Source organism: Paenibacillus sinensis, assembly GCF_019904155.1.
In the GTDB taxonomy this organism is placed as follows: Bacteria; Bacillota; Bacilli; order Paenibacillales; family Paenibacillaceae; genus Paenibacillus_AQ; species Paenibacillus_AQ sinensis.
In genome coordinates this window covers 70638-86792 of sequence record NZ_JAHCMB010000128.1, presented here as the reverse complement: position 1 = coordinate 86792, position 16155 = coordinate 70638, and the positions used below count along the sequence as shown (strand labels likewise).

Genomic DNA, 16155 nt, shown 5'->3' with positions numbered 1-16155 from the left:
TCGTTTCCGGTTATTAATTTCGTATGGCACTTATGCAGCATTCCGGTTCATGACGTAGTATTGCAATGCTGATACGATCAGTATGACAAGTCCGAGCAGAACCGCCATGGCAGAGGCCATCCCCGCGATGGATTCGCCGTTTCCGAACGCCAACTGGCGAATGTACATGATCAGTACATGCGTGCTCTGTTCAGGTCCGCCTTTGGTCATCATCAACGGCTGACCGAATACGTTAAACGAACCGGCTGTGGTCATAACGAAAGTATAAATTAATGGGAAACGGATAGATGGCAGAGTAATGCTGGTAAATCTCCGGATCGGGCCTGCACCGTCCAACTCGGCAGATTCGTACAAGTCCTGTCCAACACCGCTAATCGAGGCACGGTAGATGATCATGTTGCCACCGACACCGCCCCAAATCGTAAGGACAATGATAATAATCCAGGCATAAGGCTGATTGCCCGCCCATACCGTATCGGAACCGAAGACGTTCCCGGTAATCCCAAGCTGCTTGTTGAAGATCAGAGCCCAGATCAGAGCCGCAGCGGAAATGGAGATCAAGCCGGGAATATAGAGGATGGCTTGCATAAAGCTTGCTCCCCTGACTTTTTTGTGTTCCAGAGCAACCGCAATCGCCAGCGGAATAATAATCAGAAGCGGGACGGAGAACAGCACGAACAGCAATGTGTTCTTCAAGCCATTGGTAAATTGAAAATGGAACGTGGATGTTGTGTCAAAAAGAATAGTCTTATAGTTATCGAGTCCCACCCATACCGGATCATTCAACATGTTCCAACTGGTAAACGAAGAGTAAATACCATATACCGTCGGTATGCAGACAAAAACAATGAACAAAATAAGATGCGGGCCTACAAAAAATGCAGGAGCCAGGTTTAATTTCTTTTTCATTAGCACTCGTATCTCCTTTGCAAGGAATTAGGTCAAACGTATATTCAAAGGAATGAGACGACGCAGGAGTAATATGGCGGCCCAGCCGCCATACCACTCCTGCATATTTGTTTTATCCCAGCTCCTGCTTATTTAGCCGTCGTCTCAGTGCTGGCTTGGGCAATCTTATCCTCAACGAATTTCTGCATCGTTGCCAGGCCTTCGTCGATCGGAGTCTTGCCGCGAACGATATCGGATGCGTAAGTGTCAAGCGCTTCTGCTACGTACGGATAGTAGATCCAAGTGTAGATCAGCAGGGATTTAGTTTCAGCTTCGTTTGAAGTAAAGAACGACTGCATATATTGTTTGTACTCGTCGCTTTGGTTAACTTGCTTACTTGCTACAATTTGACCGGCTTTTGCCCATTCAATGGAATGTTCACGAACGTACTCCATAAAGTCGGCAATACCTTTTTCTTTGGCTTCCGTTCTCGTGCTGCTCTTCAACATCGCGAACATGTGGGAAGATCCTCTGTTATAGAAAGTGGTCGGTGAGTTGGAGTAAATGTTAGTTACTCCAAAGTTCAGGCCTTCGACCTTTGCGTGTGCCGTAGAACTCCAGGTGCCGTCCGTGGAGAACAGGACTTTGCCGGATTGGAACATCAGGTAGCCATCTTCACCTTGCGGTGTGATCAGACCAGCGTCGTTCAGCCCTTTGATTTCTTCCAGAGCCGTCTTCATTTCGTTCGAATTGACGTAAGGCTTGTCATCCTTCTGGATATCGCCGCCCAGATCTTTAATTTGGGCCAGGATAACCCAAGATAGCAGGGCGTCATTGACTACGAAATCGCCCTCTTTAAGCTTGCCTTTCAGGGACATCATTTCGTCGTAAGTGACAACGTTGTCGTCCAGGAAGTTCTCAACGCCGTATTTCTTCAGCAAGTCTTTATTGTAATACATTACGTTGCTGTGAATATCCAGCGGGATGGTATACTGTGTGCCGTCAATATTGCCGGCGCTCCATGCCTGCGCAAGATAGTTATCTTCCTTCACCTCGGGTTGCGCTGCCATAACATTCGTCATTGGGTTCAGCACACCTTGTTTAACATAACCGGGGACACGGTCAGCGTGAATGATGGCCAGATCCGGAATGCCTTTACCGGAGTTGATTACTGTCGAGAGCTTGGTGTACATATCGGATGTGATGACATGCTTAACTTTAATTTCCGGATTCGTCGCATTATATTCTTTAACGATCTGATCCATGTAAGCGCCATCATCACCAGTCAAAGGAGTCCAGAACGTAATCGTCTTTTCATCCTTGTCTCCGCAGCCTGCCAACACGGTCATTGCCAGCGCAGCCATTGTAATTATTAACCCCAACTTTTTTTTCAAATGCTTTCTCCTCCTGTACCTGTATCAACTAGCCAATCATTCGCCTCTGTCCCGTGCCAGTGAACAATTAACTTGGGTTAAGTATACACTCGATCTGAAAACGGTGTCAATAACAAATAAATAAATCTCTAATCTTTTTTAACTATTTAATTAACCTTTTTGTTAAGTTACTTTCGTGAATTACGGGTTATTTTTCGCCAAAATTATCTCCAGTATTAATTTATATACAGATTAATAATCTTTGTGGTATTATTATATAAATGTTAACTTCTGTTAACTGATGTTAACTGAGATATCCTTTCAAGGGAAGTGAAGATGATGCAATTGTCCATTGACGAGTCCTCGTTGATGGTTTACGAGGCTTTGGCAAGTGATGTCCGTATAAAGATTATCCAATTACTCTCGAAGAACAAGATGAATGTCAAAGATCTGGCTGAAGAGCTCCGGATCAGCAGTCCGATTGTAATAAAGCATCTCAAAAAGCTGGAGGATGCCGGAATCATCAAGACCGAAAAGGTCCCGGGAAAATCGGGGCTTCAGAAAATCTCCATCTTAAAAGTGGATCATATCGAGATTAACTTCCCCAAGAAGATCTTTCATTCTTTTGCATCCTATGAAACCTCCGTCCCGATTGGGCATTACACGGATTTCGATCTGAAGCCGACCTGCGGACTCGCCACGGAGAAGGAATTTATCGGCCGTGTCGACGAGCCGAAATTCTTTATGGACCCCAAACGGGTGGATGCAGAAATCCTGTGGTTTACCCAAGGGTTCGTCCAGTACAACATCGCCAATTTCCTGAAGAAAGAAGAGAAGCTTCAGCAGTTCGAGATCAGTCTCGAACTCTCATCCGAATTTCCGTTCTCCAATGATGTGTGGCCGTCTGACATAACCTTCTCCCTTAACGGGATGGAGCTTGGAACCTGGAGAAGCCCTGGCGATTTTGCAGACATCCGGGGGAAATATACGCCCGACTGGTATCCGAGCAACCTCAACCAATATGGACTGCTGAAGACGATCCGGATCACAAGCCACGGAATCTATATGGATGGAGACCCTCTTTCCTCAATTTCTGTTGACGATTTGGACACAACCTGCGACCGCTGGACTTTCCGTGTCGAGGTCAAAGAAGATGCCGAGTACGTCGGCGGAGCTACGATTTTCGGCAAGAAATTCGGCAATCACCCTCAGGACATCTTGTTTAAAATGTACTATCTTTAATCCTCTCTATATCACTTAGAGGAGAGTGTTCTATAATGAACGGCCCCCTTCTAGCAGCACAGTACAAATAATAACAGTAAGCGGCCTTGGTCCTGAGCTCCATTGGACTGAGGCCGTTTAATTTGGCCTGTAACCGATCATTATTATTTGAGCGACTCAGAACAGGCTCAAGTTGTCCTCCTTATCAATCGGCATCCGCACAAGTGTCTAGAATGGAATTCTGCTCCCAAAGCTTTTATGGAAGAATATCGAACTTGGCTTGAAAATCCGTCATATTCCACTCCTGTAAACTAAAGACAATCTTTCTTTTCGTTTTAAATTAGTTTATAATTATTTAAAGCTTTGTTGTTATTAAAGTATTGAGGGAAGGTACTTTCATGATCTATATAAAAGACCTAATGAGCGGAATCGACATCTTTAAGGCACTCGGCTCTGAAATTCGCATACAGATCCTTGAAATGCTTGCATCCAACCAGGAATTGAACCTGAACGAAATCGCCAAACGGCTCAATTTGAGCAATGGCGCGATCACCATGCATATTAAGAAGCTGGAGGAGAGCGGGCTGATCGAAATCAATACCTCAGTCGGCAAACACGGGATTCAGAAGGTGTGTTATCTGAACAAAGACCGGCTGATGGTCGATCTGCGCAGCAAGGATGTCGACAATTTATATGAAGTGGAAATCCAGGTAGGGCATTACAGCAACTATGCTGCTGTTCCTACTTGCGGCCTTGCCACCAAGGACAGCATTATCGGAGATTTTGACGAGCCGCGATATTTCGCGGACCCGCAGCGGATCAATTCGGAGATTGTCTGGATGGCGGAGGGCTTTCTGGAATACCGGATTCCGAACTATCTGAAGGCGAATCAAAGCTTCCGGGAAATTCAATTCTCGATGGAGCTTGGCTCCGAGGCACCCGGCTTCTCCAACAATTACCCATCCGATATTTACTTCTATCTGAACGGGGTCGAGCTGGGCTGCTGGACCAGCCCCGGCGATTTCGGCGATGTGCGGGGAACCTTTAACCCGGATTGGTGGCCGCCGCATCTGAACCAATACGGCATGCTGAAGCTGATCCGGATCAACAATGAAGGCAGCTTCATCGACGGCTGCCGGATTTCGGATGTGACGCTGGATAAAATTCAGCTGGATTACCGCAGCGAGCTTACCTTCCGGATCGCCGTAACGGACCAATCGGTCAACAAGCGCGGCTTGACGATCTACGGCAAGCATTTCGGCAACTACAGCCAGGACCTCCTGGCCCGTGTACTGTACGATGTGCATGAAGTCGAGAATATCAGATCGCCCAAAGTGTCGACCGCAGAATAATTACATTTAGCAATGGCTGCGAGGACCATGCCGGAATATCGGCTATGGTCTTTTTTGTGCGCATCGGCGCCAAAAAATGCTCCTCTTACAGCAACAGGTTCTATGATTTCACCTGTCTACTATATGGGGAGCATATCACATCGGGGGCTGCTGAAAACAGTCTCTAATTATTACTTGGTATTCGCCTTACTCTAAGAAACCTCCGCTTGCGGTCCAAATTCATTAGGGAGCTATCGGGTGTGATACCCCAATGACGTCCACATCATAAAGCGAGTAACCCCAGCTTGTTGCTCTATGAATTCCATAAATTCTTACGAACTGTGCATTTGTAGGTGTAAAGGTGATATCATCAATCCCGCCATCTCCTGATGTTGTTGAATATACATCCGTCCAATTGACAGCGTCACGGGATACTTGAATTTTGTATTCACTTGCATATGCTGCTTCCCAGTTCAGCTTAACCTCGCTAATAAGATAATTTCCTACAAGGTCTATATATATCCATTGAGGGTCCGAGTATTGGGATGACCAACGGGTGGTTGCATCGCCATCAAACGCATTAGCCGCTGCATGGTTTCCCTCTACAGAACTTGCGAATGCCGGCTTATTGGCAGCAACGCTGTGCGGTTCTTCAGAAGCGAAAGCTGCTCCTCCTAACGTTAAGCAGGATACCAAAACGGTTAAAGCTGTTGTTAAAGACAACATTCTCTTTTTAATAAACATTGACGATTCCTCCTCCATCCTATCTTCTATTTTTAGCCAACAATTTGGNTATATTCCATAATTTCAACCTTTTATCTAATGAATTTACATATAATTGCATGATTTTCTTCCAATATCTCACAAATAATACCCTTTACTAATACACGATTAACCATGGACAACGGTTCGACACATTCTCATTTATTTGTGACCGCTATCAAAAAATCACAACACACCATAATAAATAACGGATGCTTTTCTATAAAAAAATAAAAAACGAAGCCCCTGAAACTCAAAGTCTCAGAGGCTCCGCTGTTGATCAATTTCACATGCTCAACCAGAAGTTAGTTTCTGACTGACCTAATAATACGAAAGCCTTCCCTTTCAACAACGAAGAGATGGGCGTCTCTACAAAGTCTGCAAAGAAGGCGGGTTCAGGCTATAAATCCGGTACCCAAATAAGCACCGTATAAAAACGGCGCTGGCTATCCACACTAACTCCTGTCTTTCAAACCAACGAGAAGGAGTGTTTCAAATGCGTGAAGGTTTGATTCCTACCGTTCTTGGCACTGTCGTAACTGCTTCGGGAGCAGCCTTTCTGGGCAGCAAGTACAAGTTGGCGGCAACAGGCGTGCTCGGCTTCGGCCTTGCGCATATCGTGCTCGGCGCCATTGACCTGATCGAACATCGCTAAGGGTTGAAAGACGGGATATTCCGTTAAGGCGCTGTTCCGCCTTTGGGAATATCCCTTTTTTATCAGATATTAGTAAACAAAACGCTCGATGACCAACGGATGCCTTCAGGTGTTCTTCCTTATTTGACCGCCACATAAAACAACCGCTCCGCGTCATCCCCGGCAGCGATCCACTCGAAATCGGCGTATACTTCAATATCCTGAAAGCCGGCTTTGGCCAGTTCCTTCTTCATCCACTCCGGATCATATGCCCGCTGCACATGCGTCTCCTCGAACCGGCGGTAACGGTCGCCTTCCTCTTGGACGAAGATCGACAGGTGATGTTCAATCTCCCTCCGGGGCACATCCATCTCGCAAGTCCAGATATAAGACACGGACGGATCATCATAAATGAAGGGCTGCTCTTCCTCGTACCGAACCAAGGTCCGGGGATGATGCACATCGAACAGAAAGCTGCCGCCCGGCTTCAATCCGTCGTAGGTTCGCTGCAGCACAGCCGCAATGTCTTCTTCCTCAAGCAAATAATTAAGGCAATCGCAGAAGGAGATCACGGCGTCCACCTTCTCGGGAAGCTCCCAGTCACGCATGTCCTGCCTGATCCACTGCACGCTGCCATCTCTCATGAACCGGCGTCCCCGGGGCCGGTCTTCCATCTTCTGCTGAGCCACCGCCAGCATATCCTCTGACAGATCGATGCCTGTCATATGATAGCCCGCCTCCGTCAGCGGGATCGTCAGACTTCCGGTTCCGCAGCCGAGCTCGGCCACGGTCTCCGGCCGCCCCAGCCGCTTCCATGCCGTCTCCGCGAATTCGAGCCAGCGCGGGTACGGCATGTCAGCCATCAATTCATCATACACATAAGCAAATTTCCCGTACGAGGGCATTTGACAACACTTCGCTTTCCTTACCTTGCTTATTGGGCGGAGCCGCCGCCGGTTCCGTCGCCGTCAGGCTGTCCCTTGCCGTCCTGGGCCAAATAAGTCCAGCTCTCTTTCTGCGTAATAAGTCCTTCCTTCATCAGCTTGCCAAGGGCGCGCTTGAAAGCGGACTTGCTGATGCCGAACCGCTGCTTGATAATATCCGGCGGCGTTGCGTCGGAATAAGGCATTCCGCCTCCCGGCCGGTTATGCAGGAACTCGAGTATCCGGGCCGAGTCCATGTCCCGCCCTACTTCCTTGCGCTGGGCCATGGACAGGTTCACCCGGCCATCCTCGCGGATATGCGCCACACGGGCTTCAAATTCCTCGCCCAGGCGTAGAAGTCTCGGCCGCTCGGAGGAATGGATCATGCCGATGGCGCCGAAGCCAAGCACACCGCCGTCCACGATGACGAAGGTTCCCATCTGCAGCGGCTTGTAGACTCTGGCCTTCAGCCACTGGCCCTTCCAGCTCGAAGGAGCCGGGAAGGCAAGCGGAGCCAGCTCCTGTTCTCCCGCAAGCTTGGCGCGCAGACGTCCCTGCTTGTCATGCTCCATGATGGCGTACACCCGGTCGCCGACCTGCGGGTGCAGCTCCTTAAGCTCGGGAAGCTCGCGGATCGGCAGCAGAAGCTGGCGTCCAAGCCCCATTTCCAGGAAGCAGCCGAGCCGCGGGTGAATGTCCGCCACTTCCAGCAGCGCCATTTCGCCAAGAGTCAAGAATGGCTTCTTCATGGTGGCGGCCAGACGGTCCTCCGTATCGAAGAACAGAAAGACCTCAACCGTATCTCCCGGCTTCACCTTGTCCGTAAGCTCCGTATAATGCAGCAGCACATCCTGGTCGCCAGCGTTCAGAAAGAATCCGTAGGGAGAAACCTCCCTCGCCACTTCCAGCTTGACGATCGTTCCCGCGATCAGACTCATACTGTCTCCACGACCTTCGCGTCGGACCACAGACGCTCAATGTTATAGTATTCGCGCTCGTCGCGATGGAAGATGTGAACAACCACATCGCCAAGGTCCATCAGTACCCAGCGGGCCGAATCCATGCCTTCAATGCCCTTGATAACGGTCCCCGCCTCCTGGGCGACCTTGCGCACCTCCGTGGCAATTGCCTGCACCTGCGTATCCGAGTTGCCGTGGCAGATCACGAAGTAATCGCTGATCAGCGAAATCCCGCGCAGATCCAGGGCCACGACATTCATTGCTTTCTTATCTTCAACCGCATTCAGCGTCAGCTGAAGCAGCTCGTTGGATTGTATGGTCATTCCTTTTCCTCCAATGCTCGTACTAAATCATTTCTTGCCAGCACCGTCAGCGGGAAGACAATCTTCTGCTTCTCCAGCAGCAGACTGATCGTTGAATCAAATCCTGCTAGAAGACCTTCCTCCAGGCTCGATTTCGCCAGCTTCCGGATACGGTCAACTCCCGGGAAATCACGGCCGGGCTCCATATAGTCGGCCAGGCAGACGATTTTGTCCATCAGGGTCATGCCTTCTCTGCCAGAGGTATGGAACCGGATGGCGTCCAGTACCTCCCTGTCGGTAATCCCGTACTCCTTCTCCGCCACAAAAGCACCCACCTCTGCATGCCACAGCTGCTTGTCATAGCGGAGAAGCTCGGCCGACAGGCCGTTGTCTTCAATAATTTCGCGCATCCGCTCCACCGGCCAGTATTTGGCTACGTCATGCAGGATCGCCGCGGTTTCGGCCCGCTCCGGATCGCCTCCGTACCTCTGGGCCAGCTCCACCGAGGTCTTCATGACGCCAAGCGTATGCTTCCAGCGCTTCTCTGGCATCTGGGATGATACCGATTCAATCAGTGCCTCGCGGCTGAACTCCATATAGCTCACTCCTCACCACATAATCGTATACCGCCTCAGGGACCAGATACCGGATCGAACGCCCGGCAGCCGCACGCTCCCTGATCAGCGTGGACGATATCCCGATCACCGGCATCTCCGCAAGCCGGACGCTGGCTGCGATATCCGAAGGAAGCGCCCCAAGGTCCAGCTGTATTCCCTGCCGGGATAGACCGATGAAGGTCAGCCTGCGGGCCAGTTCGTCGATATCCTTCCACTTCGGCAGATACTGTACCATATCGGCCCCGATAATAAAATAAAACTCCTCTTCAGGATAGCGCTCCTGAAGCATCCGGATCGTATCGATCGTGTAAGAGACGCCGCCACGGATGATCTCCCAGTCCAGGATGCGGAACGCACCGTTATTCCTGATCGCCTCGCGGACAAGGGCCAGCCGGTCTTCTCCCGATACGCCCGCCGCATGTTTATGAGGGGGGATATGGGAAGGCATGAACCAGATTTCATCCAGTCCGAAGGCGTCCCTCGCAGTCTCCGCGGCCAGCATGTGACCGTTATGAATGGGGTCGAAGGTTCCGCCCATAATGCCAACCTTCACACTCCCACCTCCTCACCTTCTGTCCTACGCCATGACAGGCACCTGCCGCCGGGGCGGCTGTCCCTGTCTCTCCTGACCGCAGTCTACGGAAGCTCGATCGTCTTGTTGTCGCGCGACTCCTTGTACAGGACAATCGTCTTGCCGATGACCTGCACCAGTTCGGAGCCGGACTGTTCAGCCAGCTGACCGCCGACCTCTTTTGGGTCCTCGGCGCAGTTGTTCAGCACGCTGATCTTCATCAGCTCGCGTTTCTCGATCGCTTCTTCAATATGGCGGATCAACTGGTCATTCACTCCGCCCTTGCCTACCTGGAACACCGGGTCCAGGTGATGGGCCAGCGACCGAAGATAGCGCTTTTGTTTGCCGGTTAACGTCATGTATATATACTCCCTTATTCTTCATGTGTTATCTACATATTACCCGAATCTGCATGCTTCTATTTTAAATGCCTGGGCAGCTCAGCTACCCTGTATGGCTCCCATGGCCAAGGCTCTCAAGAAGCGCCTGCCGCATCTCCTTGATTGGCGCCGGGCGTCCGGTCCAGTATTCCAGGGCATACGCTCCCTGATAGAGAAACATGCCCATCCCGCCGTGAATTGCGCAGCCTCTCCGCCGCTCGCTCTCAAGCAGCAGCCGGGTATGCAGCGGATTGTAGATCAGGTCGCTGACCACGATGCCTTCCGGAAGAATGTCCGGATCGATCGGCATCTGGTCCACGTTCGGGTGCATGCCGACCGAAGTGGTGTTGATTACAATGTCCGCACCCTGGACATATTCTTCAATCTCTTCAAGGCCGATCCCCTTGAGATCGCCGCGTCCGCTCCAGCTCTCTGCCAGCTCGGTCGCCTTCTCGCGGCTCCGGTTCGCGATGATGACCGATCCGGGCTGCTCCAGCAGCAGCGCGTCAAGAATGCCACGGGCCGCTCCGCCGGCGCCGATCACTATAATCCGCCGGCCGGCAAGATCACTGGCCGCCTCTGATTTCAGGGAACGGACATAGCCGAGCCCGTCCGTGTTGTAGCCGGTCAGCACTCCTCCGTCATTGACGATCGTATTGACGGCTCCGATGGCTTCGGCTGACCGGTCGACGGCGTCAAGATAAGGGATGACGGCAACCTTATGCGGCAGAGTCACATTGATTCCCCGGAAGCCTAGCGTCCGGATGGATGCAATCGCCTCGCCGAGATTGTCCGGATGCACATGCAGCGGAACATAGGCGCCCTTGATGCCCAGAGCCTTGAGCCCCGCCGTATGCATCTGCGGAGATTTGGAATGTGCGATAGGACTTCCGATAACGCCGAGCAGAATCTCTCCCGTCTCCGAAGCCCACGGCTTAGCCGATGTTGTCATGGACAACGCTCCTTCCCTAAATCAGTGAAGGACGGACCAGCACCTTCACGCCCTTGGGGACATGGACAGCGACGACCGCGCCTTCCGTTCCGTTCACTTTGATCCATCCGAGACCGGAAATGAAGAGGTCGCTCCGGCTTCCCCGGCTGATCCGGAATTCATGCCGCTGCCACGTCGGCAGCTTGTCCGCATCCTCAAGCGAAGGAGGCGACAGCAGTTCGCCCCGGTGATCCCGGTACAGCTCATCGGCCCGCTCCAGCTTGGTCCGATGAATCTTCAGACTGCCGCTGATATAGCAGGTGAACGACTGATGCTCGCCCTGGATGAAGTCGAACCGGCCAAGTCCTCCGAAGAAGAGCGTCTGCCCGGCGTTAAGCTGGTAGGCAGCCGGCTTCAGCGGCTTGACGGGCATGACCGCGTCGAGATCACGCCGCTCGACCAGCTCGCTGTAGCGCCAAGGGTAGACGATACCCGGCGTATCGACGATATAATGACCGTCGTCAAGCGGGATTTTGACGCTGTCCAGCGTAGTGCCGGGATAGCGTGAGGTCGTCAGCTCCTGCTCCAGATCGCTGTAATCCGAGATCAGCCGGTTGATCAGGGTGGATTTGCCGACATTGGTCGCGCCGACCACATAGACGTCGCGCCGGCCGCGCAGCGATGAAACCGCATCCAGCAGCCGGTCGAAGCCCTGCCCGCGCTTGGCGCTGCACAGCACGATTTCCGCCGTCTTCAGCCCAAGCTCCTTGGCGCGCTGCTGCACCCAGTTGCGCAGCTTGTTCCAGTTGGTCACCTTGGGCAGAAGATCGCATTTGTTGACGGCCAGAATAACGGGATTGCTGCCGACGAACCGTTGCAGTCCCGAGATCAGGCTTCCCTCGAAGTCAAACAGGTCGACGATGTGCACCACGAGCGCGTTCTTCTCCCCGATGCCGGAGAGCAGACGAAGGAACTCGTCCTGATCCAGGGATACCGAGGACATTTCATTGTAATTCTTGATGCGGAAGCAGCGCTGGCAAATGACCGGCTCCCGGTTATACGCAGCCCCCGGCAAATAACCCGGGAGTTCCGGGTTATCGGTCTGCAGCTTGACGCCGCAGCCGCTGCAGTGACTCTGCTGCGATCGTTCCAACTCTTGATTCATTCCTTGCTTTCCTCCTCATGCCACAATCCTTGTTTGCGAAGCCGGGTCACCGCGATGCGTTCCACCCGGCGGTTAATCCGCGTCCCGAACCCTTCTTCCTTGGGAGAGATCGGAAGCACCAGCACGGTATAAAGACCGAGCCGGTTGCCGCCGTACACATCCGTCAGCATCTGATCGCCGACAACGATCGTGCTGTCCGGTCCGATTTCCATCAGTCTCATGGCTTTATGGAAAGGAGCGTTGCTCGGTTTGCGCGCCCCGTGCACGAATTCGATGTTCAGCGGGGTCGCGAATTTGGATACCCGGTCCATATTGTTGTTGGACACGATGATCAGCTTGAAGCCGAGCTGCTTGACCTTGTCAAACCACACCAGAAGCTCCGGTGTGGCGAGCGGCGCCCTAGCTCCGACCAGCGTGTTGTCCAGATCCGTAATAATGCCCCGGTATCCCTTTCTGTACAGGTCCTCCAGATCGATGTCGAACACCGTGTTCACCCGAAGTCTGGGGACGAGCATTTCAAACATACGTTCACCTCGATTTCATACGACAAACTATATCATAACTTCAGTTCCACGAAAATCCGGACGGAGCCGCGAATACTGCGGCTTCTATCCGTTATTTCTGTCTGAGAATCGTGCGCAGCCGTAAAGTTTCAGTATACACGGTCTGCCAATCTTTGTCTTCTATTATTTCGGGGCTGTACTTCGCCTTCTCGAATCCTCCGAGCAGAGCGGCGAGTGTTCCCGCGATAGCGGGACGATCCTCGCTCCACCGGTTGACGGACTCACGCAGCGTCTCGTTACCTTCCCTTTTGAAGCCTTTTCTCCGCATCATCGCCACCCAGCGTTCTGTCTCGGCCACAACCTTCTCCGCCGGTGACAGCGGCCGTCCATACCGCAGACGCTGCAGCAGGAAGCGAAGGCTCGTGCGATGGCTCCAGAGAAGATAAATCCCCCATCCCGCAACAACAGCGGCGGCGGCTGCCACGATCCAGGCATTGAGCGCGCCGGAATCCGGCGCTGCATTGGCCGCGGCAGCCTGCTCTTCATTCTGTGCGCTCTGCTCCGGACTCTCGGAGGGCTGAGGCTGATCATCGGCTGTGTCTCCGGTCAGCGTTGGCGCACTGAACCCGGGTGTGGCTTCAATCGGAAGCCAGCCGTATTCACCGAAATACACTTCGGCCCAGGAATGGGCGTCCGCATTGGTAATGGTGTAGTTGCTGTTCGCTGGACTACCGGCCTGAATCGCGATATTGTCGGGAATCTGCGCCTGCTCTCCAGGCGCGTAGCCTTTGACCCAGCGGGCCGGAATATCCAGCGAACGGGCCATCGTTACGAGCGCCGTAGAATAATAGTCGCAGTAGCCCTCCTTGATTTCGAAGAGAAAGCTCTCTACGAAATCCCTGCTTTTTTTGCGGGACAGATCGGGCTGATTCGTATAAGGGAATGTTTCTCTTAAATATTGTTGCAGAAGAAGGATCTTTTCATACGGTGTATCGGCCCCGGCTGTCACTTCTGTAGCAAGTTTCCGCACGCTGTCCGGAAAGCTGCCCGGGAGCTGCAGGTAAGTCTCCGGCACATCCAGTCCGTCATAAAGCTCGGCGTATGTCTTGGCGCTAAGCTCCTGCACCGGGACCACGGGCAGCTGCGATGTCAGCTCGTATGATTTCGGATAAGTCCCCGATTTCCCCTGGATGACCAGATCACTGCCTACAAGAACCTCTCCGTCCCGGCTTCTCCAGGAAATGCCCTCCGCCTCGCTTCCTCCTTCAATAGAGTCGATGCGCGAAATGGAATAGGCGCCGAAGAGAACGGGATAACGGTTGTTGCTCAGCATGCGGACCGAATATTTCAGCTCCTTGGTTGGAACCTTGGAGACATAATCGTTCTCCAGTTCCTCGCCAACCCCGGCGCTATCCAGTCCGCCTCGCCGGCTCTGCGTATTGTCGCTCCAGCCTTTGCCGGAATAGACGCTTCTCGTCTCCCCGCGCATGTAGATGCGCGTATCCGTGGTGACCGACATCACCGGAGAATAATCGAAGGCAAAGCCGCCGCCCAGATTGGAATCGTCCAGGCTGTAGCCTGAGGCGGTGCCTTTGCTCCCCGCGTCGCTGCTGTTCGTCTGCGCCTTCGCAGCACTCCGGTTCTGGGTGGCTCCGGTGCCGTTCCATTCTCTCCATGCTGTATACGGATCGGTCAGCGTGGGCCGGACAGACGGCACATTGACTCCGGCAACAATGACCAGCGCGACGACAAGAACGATATTGACGACAATTTTAATCGGGTAGTTCAGCATCGCTCTCCAGCTTCGCGGATATAGCCGCTGGAAGCTCTTCAAGTGGCAGGTTACCAGCCAGCCCAAACCGGCCAGCACCGTCCATGCCACCTCCTGCCAGAGCACCTCAGATGTAAAGGAATCCAGCGCCGCAAAGGCCGTGATGTTCGTGCCGATAAAGAGCAGGATTCGGGCTTTGCTCGTAACGGCATATGAGACCAGGAGCATCAGCACCCAGGCGCTGAGTGCGAACCAGAGGTAGGGCGTCATCTGGGTTAGGAGATCATCCAACCGGTCGCTGGCTGGCGCTGATGGATAAGGAATATAAAGTCCGTAATGATTAATCGTCCTGAATACGATATAGAGAACGGCACAGCCTTCTATCACCATGCGGTACAGCAGCGGAATCGGCAGCAGAATTTCAATAATGGCGGCGACCGTCAATGTCAGAAGCACCGAATCGCTCGTCTGCTGGAGCCAGATCGGATCGGTATAGGAGAGCCACTGCAGGGCGATGATGATGATCCACAGCAGGCTGAATGACCTGTACCAGGAAGCTTTCAACTGATTCCACCAGCTGCTCATGACGGATATCCTCCCAGCACGGCGGGCAGCTCCTGAAGATTGCCTACCCGATGAGTCAAATATCCCTGCGCCTTGGAGTCATCCTGCCATTCATGGCTTCGGTGCGACTGCGGATTCTGCACCTGGATGTGGCAGGGAGTCATACCCCGGCTCTCCGCCCAGCGCAGAGCTTCGGACACCTCGCTGCCGTATTTGGGGCTAATGAGTACGAAATAGGCTCCCCTCGGGAACATGCGCCAGCTCTTCTCCAGCCTTGGAAGAAGCGGACCTCTTCCCTCCCCTTCGATGTCGACCAGATACTGGATCATCTTCTGCCGTTCCAAGCCGCTCTCCGCGGGAGGAAACACCTTGATCTCCTTGTCCAGACAGCAGAGTCCCATGCCGATCCGCTCGCGGATGCCATAACCCAGCAGCGAAGCCGCCGTCGAGACGGCCAGCTCAAACTGCGGCTCATTGGCGTAAGCCAAGGCTGTGCCGTCCAGCACAAGCATGGTCTTCGGAAGCGATTCATGCTCGAATTCCTTTGATTTCCAAGTGCCCGTTCTCGCCGTGGCATTCCAGTGAATGCGGCTGATCCGGTCGCCGTATACATAATCGCGGACACCGTTGATCTGGGTCGTCTCCCTGCGCGAAGGCGCCAGAGACACCTGAGGCCCCGCCGCACGCGAATTGCGCTCATACAGTATCCAGGCGGGAACAGGCACCATCCGCGGGAGAACGCCGAACTGGCCCTGCGCCGAAAATCTCCCCTTATATTCAACCAGTCCGAAAATATCGTTGCTGGCAATCTCCGTATCGGAGAAAAAATAGCGCCCCCGCTCCAGAGGAGGCGTCTGAAACTTAAGCTCGCCACGGCCCTTGAAATTCGGAACCACGCTTTCTTCGAAAATCCAGGACTCGCCGTTATGCCGTTTCAACACTTCCTTAACGACAACATAAGGCAGCGGCAGAAATCCGGGAAGCGTAATTCTCAGCTTCACCCGGAGGAAGCCTCCGGCATGAAGCAGGTCCTGCTTCTCCCCTTCCAGGTATAGCATCCGGCTGCCGCGGGCTCTTCGCACGCCGGCGAAACCGCCTGCGATCAAATAGAGAATAAGGATCGTCACCATCGTAAGCAGCATGATTGACGTCTTGCCGCCCTGAAACAGCACATACAGCAGGGTGACGCTCCAGACGGCGATCACACCCGCCAGCTTGGCCGGCAGCTTCAAAGCGGCTGCGGACAAATAACGTCTCATC

Annotated in this window: 17 protein-coding genes; 3 read left to right on the top strand and 14 right to left on the bottom strand. The window is 53.0% G+C overall.

All coding sequences use genetic code 11. The annotated features are described in order from the left end of the window. Positions 1-30: 30 nt before the first annotated feature. The gene (locus KIH86_RS14475) at positions 31-909 is read right to left on the bottom strand and encodes a carbohydrate ABC transporter permease (RefSeq protein WP_223085365.1); all 879 of its coding nucleotides are present in this window, start codon (positions 907-909) and stop codon (positions 31-33) included. 128 nt (positions 910-1037) lie between these two features. Beyond that, positions 1038-2282, bottom strand: a complete 1245-nt coding sequence (locus KIH86_RS14470) for an extracellular solute-binding protein (protein ID WP_235775420.1) — start codon at positions 2280-2282, stop codon at positions 1038-1040. Between the two features lie 318 nt (positions 2283-2600). Here KIH86_RS14470 and KIH86_RS14465 point away from each other — a divergent pair, with 318 nt between their 5' ends. Together KIH86_RS14465 and KIH86_RS14460 are read left to right on the top strand one after the other, a co-directional pair. Beyond that, the gene (locus tag KIH86_RS14465; protein ID WP_223086060.1) at positions 2601-3503 is read left to right on the top strand and encodes an ArsR/SmtB family transcription factor; all 903 of its coding nucleotides are present in this window, start codon (positions 2601-2603) and stop codon (positions 3501-3503) included. Positions 3504-3880: 377 nt separating this feature from the next. Then, entirely contained in the window at positions 3881-4834 is a 954-nt protein-coding gene (locus KIH86_RS14460; protein WP_223085367.1) for an ArsR/SmtB family transcription factor, read from the top strand. A 222-nt stretch (positions 4835-5056) separates the two neighbouring features. On the opposite strand, the gene KIH86_RS14455 is transcribed toward KIH86_RS14460, so the two are convergent. Then, positions 5057-5557, bottom strand: a complete 501-nt coding sequence (locus KIH86_RS14455; protein WP_235775419.1) for a discoidin domain-containing protein — start codon at positions 5555-5557, stop codon at positions 5057-5059. Between the two features lie 514 nt (positions 5558-6071). Between KIH86_RS14455 and KIH86_RS14450 the strand changes: the two genes are divergently transcribed. Further along, complete coding sequence (locus tag KIH86_RS14450) at positions 6072-6230, top strand: hypothetical protein (RefSeq protein ID WP_038694558.1); 159 nt, start codon at positions 6072-6074, stop codon at positions 6228-6230. A 119-nt stretch (positions 6231-6349) separates the two neighbouring features. On the opposite strand, the gene KIH86_RS14445 is transcribed toward KIH86_RS14450, so the two are convergent. From KIH86_RS14445 to KIH86_RS14395, 11 genes are all read right to left on the bottom strand, one after another. Beyond that, positions 6350-7114, bottom strand: coding sequence for a class I SAM-dependent DNA methyltransferase (locus tag KIH86_RS14445; RefSeq protein WP_223085368.1), 765 nt, complete (start codon positions 7112-7114; stop codon positions 6350-6352). 29 nt (positions 7115-7143) lie between these two features. Beyond that, positions 7144-8070, bottom strand: a complete 927-nt coding sequence (locus KIH86_RS14440) for a CvfB family protein (protein WP_223085370.1) — start codon at positions 8068-8070, stop codon at positions 7144-7146. Then, on the bottom strand, positions 8067-8414 hold the full coding sequence (rsfS, locus tag KIH86_RS14435; RefSeq protein WP_223085376.1) for a ribosome silencing factor: 348 nt from the start codon (positions 8412-8414) through the stop codon (positions 8067-8069). The genes KIH86_RS14440 and rsfS overlap by 4 nt, the downstream gene beginning before the upstream one ends. Beyond that, positions 8411-8989: a bis(5'-nucleosyl)-tetraphosphatase (symmetrical) YqeK gene (gene yqeK, locus KIH86_RS14430; RefSeq protein ID WP_223085378.1), complete on the bottom strand. Its 579-nt coding sequence runs from the start codon at positions 8987-8989 to the stop codon at positions 8411-8413. Before yqeK ends, rsfS begins: the two co-directional genes overlap by 4 nt. Continuing rightward, entirely contained in the window at positions 8961-9563 is a 603-nt protein-coding gene (locus tag KIH86_RS14425; RefSeq protein WP_223085380.1) for a nicotinate-nucleotide adenylyltransferase, read from the bottom strand. The genes yqeK and KIH86_RS14425 overlap by 29 nt, the downstream gene beginning before the upstream one ends. A gap of 83 nt (positions 9564-9646) precedes the next feature. Next, a complete protein-coding gene (gene yhbY, locus KIH86_RS14420) occupies positions 9647-9940 on the bottom strand; it encodes a ribosome assembly RNA-binding protein YhbY (RefSeq protein WP_223085381.1) in 294 nt (97 codons plus the stop codon). An 85-nt stretch (positions 9941-10025) separates the two neighbouring features. Continuing rightward, positions 10026-10913, bottom strand: coding sequence for a shikimate dehydrogenase (locus tag KIH86_RS14415; protein WP_223085382.1), 888 nt, complete (start codon positions 10911-10913; stop codon positions 10026-10028). Positions 10914-10929: 16 nt separating this feature from the next. Beyond that, positions 10930-12057, bottom strand: a complete 1128-nt coding sequence (yqeH, locus tag KIH86_RS14410; RefSeq protein WP_223085388.1) for a ribosome biogenesis GTPase YqeH — start codon at positions 12055-12057, stop codon at positions 10930-10932. Continuing rightward, positions 12054-12581, bottom strand: a complete 528-nt coding sequence (locus tag KIH86_RS14405; RefSeq protein ID WP_223085393.1) for a YqeG family HAD IIIA-type phosphatase — start codon at positions 12579-12581, stop codon at positions 12054-12056. The genes yqeH and KIH86_RS14405 overlap by 4 nt, the downstream gene beginning before the upstream one ends. A gap of 91 nt (positions 12582-12672) precedes the next feature. Beyond that, the gene (locus KIH86_RS14400) at positions 12673-14916 is read right to left on the bottom strand and encodes a DUF4129 domain-containing transglutaminase family protein (RefSeq protein ID WP_223085394.1); all 2244 of its coding nucleotides are present in this window, start codon (positions 14914-14916) and stop codon (positions 12673-12675) included. After that, positions 14913-16154: a DUF58 domain-containing protein gene (locus tag KIH86_RS14395; protein WP_223085396.1), complete on the bottom strand. Its 1242-nt coding sequence runs from the start codon at positions 16152-16154 to the stop codon at positions 14913-14915. The genes KIH86_RS14400 and KIH86_RS14395 overlap by 4 nt, the downstream gene beginning before the upstream one ends. Position 16155 lies beyond the last annotated feature (1 nt).

Coding starts and splice junctions, on each gene's coding strand:
- KIH86_RS14475 (WP_223085365.1), bottom strand. CDS start 909: ATGAAAAAGAAATTAAACCTGGCTCCTGCATTTTTTGTAGGCCCGCAT.
- KIH86_RS14465 (WP_223086060.1), top strand. CDS start 2,601: ATGCAATTGTCCATTGACGAGTCCTCGTTGATGGTTTACGAGGCTTTG.
- KIH86_RS14460 (WP_223085367.1), top strand. CDS start 3,881: ATGATCTATATAAAAGACCTAATGAGCGGAATCGACATCTTTAAGGCA.
- KIH86_RS14455 (WP_235775419.1), bottom strand. CDS start 5,557: ATGTTTATTAAAAAGAGAATGTTGTCTTTAACAACAGCTTTAACCGTT.
- KIH86_RS14450 (WP_038694558.1), top strand. CDS start 6,072: ATGCGTGAAGGTTTGATTCCTACCGTTCTTGGCACTGTCGTAACTGCT.
- KIH86_RS14445 (WP_223085368.1), bottom strand. CDS start 7,114: ATGCCCTCGTACGGGAAATTTGCTTATGTGTATGATGAATTGATGGCT.
- KIH86_RS14440 (WP_223085370.1), bottom strand. CDS start 8,070: ATGAGTCTGATCGCGGGAACGATCGTCAAGCTGGAAGTGGCGAGGGAG.
- rsfS (WP_223085376.1), bottom strand. CDS start 8,414: ATGACCATACAATCCAACGAGCTGCTTCAGCTGACGCTGAATGCGGTT.
- yqeK (WP_223085378.1), bottom strand. CDS start 8,989: ATGGAGTTCAGCCGCGAGGCACTGATTGAATCGGTATCATCCCAGATG.
- yhbY (WP_223085381.1), bottom strand. CDS start 9,940: ATGACGTTAACCGGCAAACAAAAGCGCTATCTTCGGTCGCTGGCCCAT.
- KIH86_RS14415 (WP_223085382.1), bottom strand. CDS start 10,913: ATGACAACATCGGCTAAGCCGTGGGCTTCGGAGACGGGAGAGATTCTG.
- yqeH (WP_223085388.1), bottom strand. CDS start 12,057: ATGAATCAAGAGTTGGAACGATCGCAGCAGAGTCACTGCAGCGGCTGC.
- KIH86_RS14405 (WP_223085393.1), bottom strand. CDS start 12,581: ATGTTTGAAATGCTCGTCCCCAGACTTCGGGTGAACACGGTGTTCGAC.
- KIH86_RS14400 (WP_223085394.1), bottom strand. CDS start 14,916: ATGAGCAGCTGGTGGAATCAGTTGAAAGCTTCCTGGTACAGGTCATTC.
- KIH86_RS14395 (WP_223085396.1), bottom strand. CDS start 16,154: ATGAGACGTTATTTGTCCGCAGCCGCTTTGAAGCTGCCGGCCAAGCTG.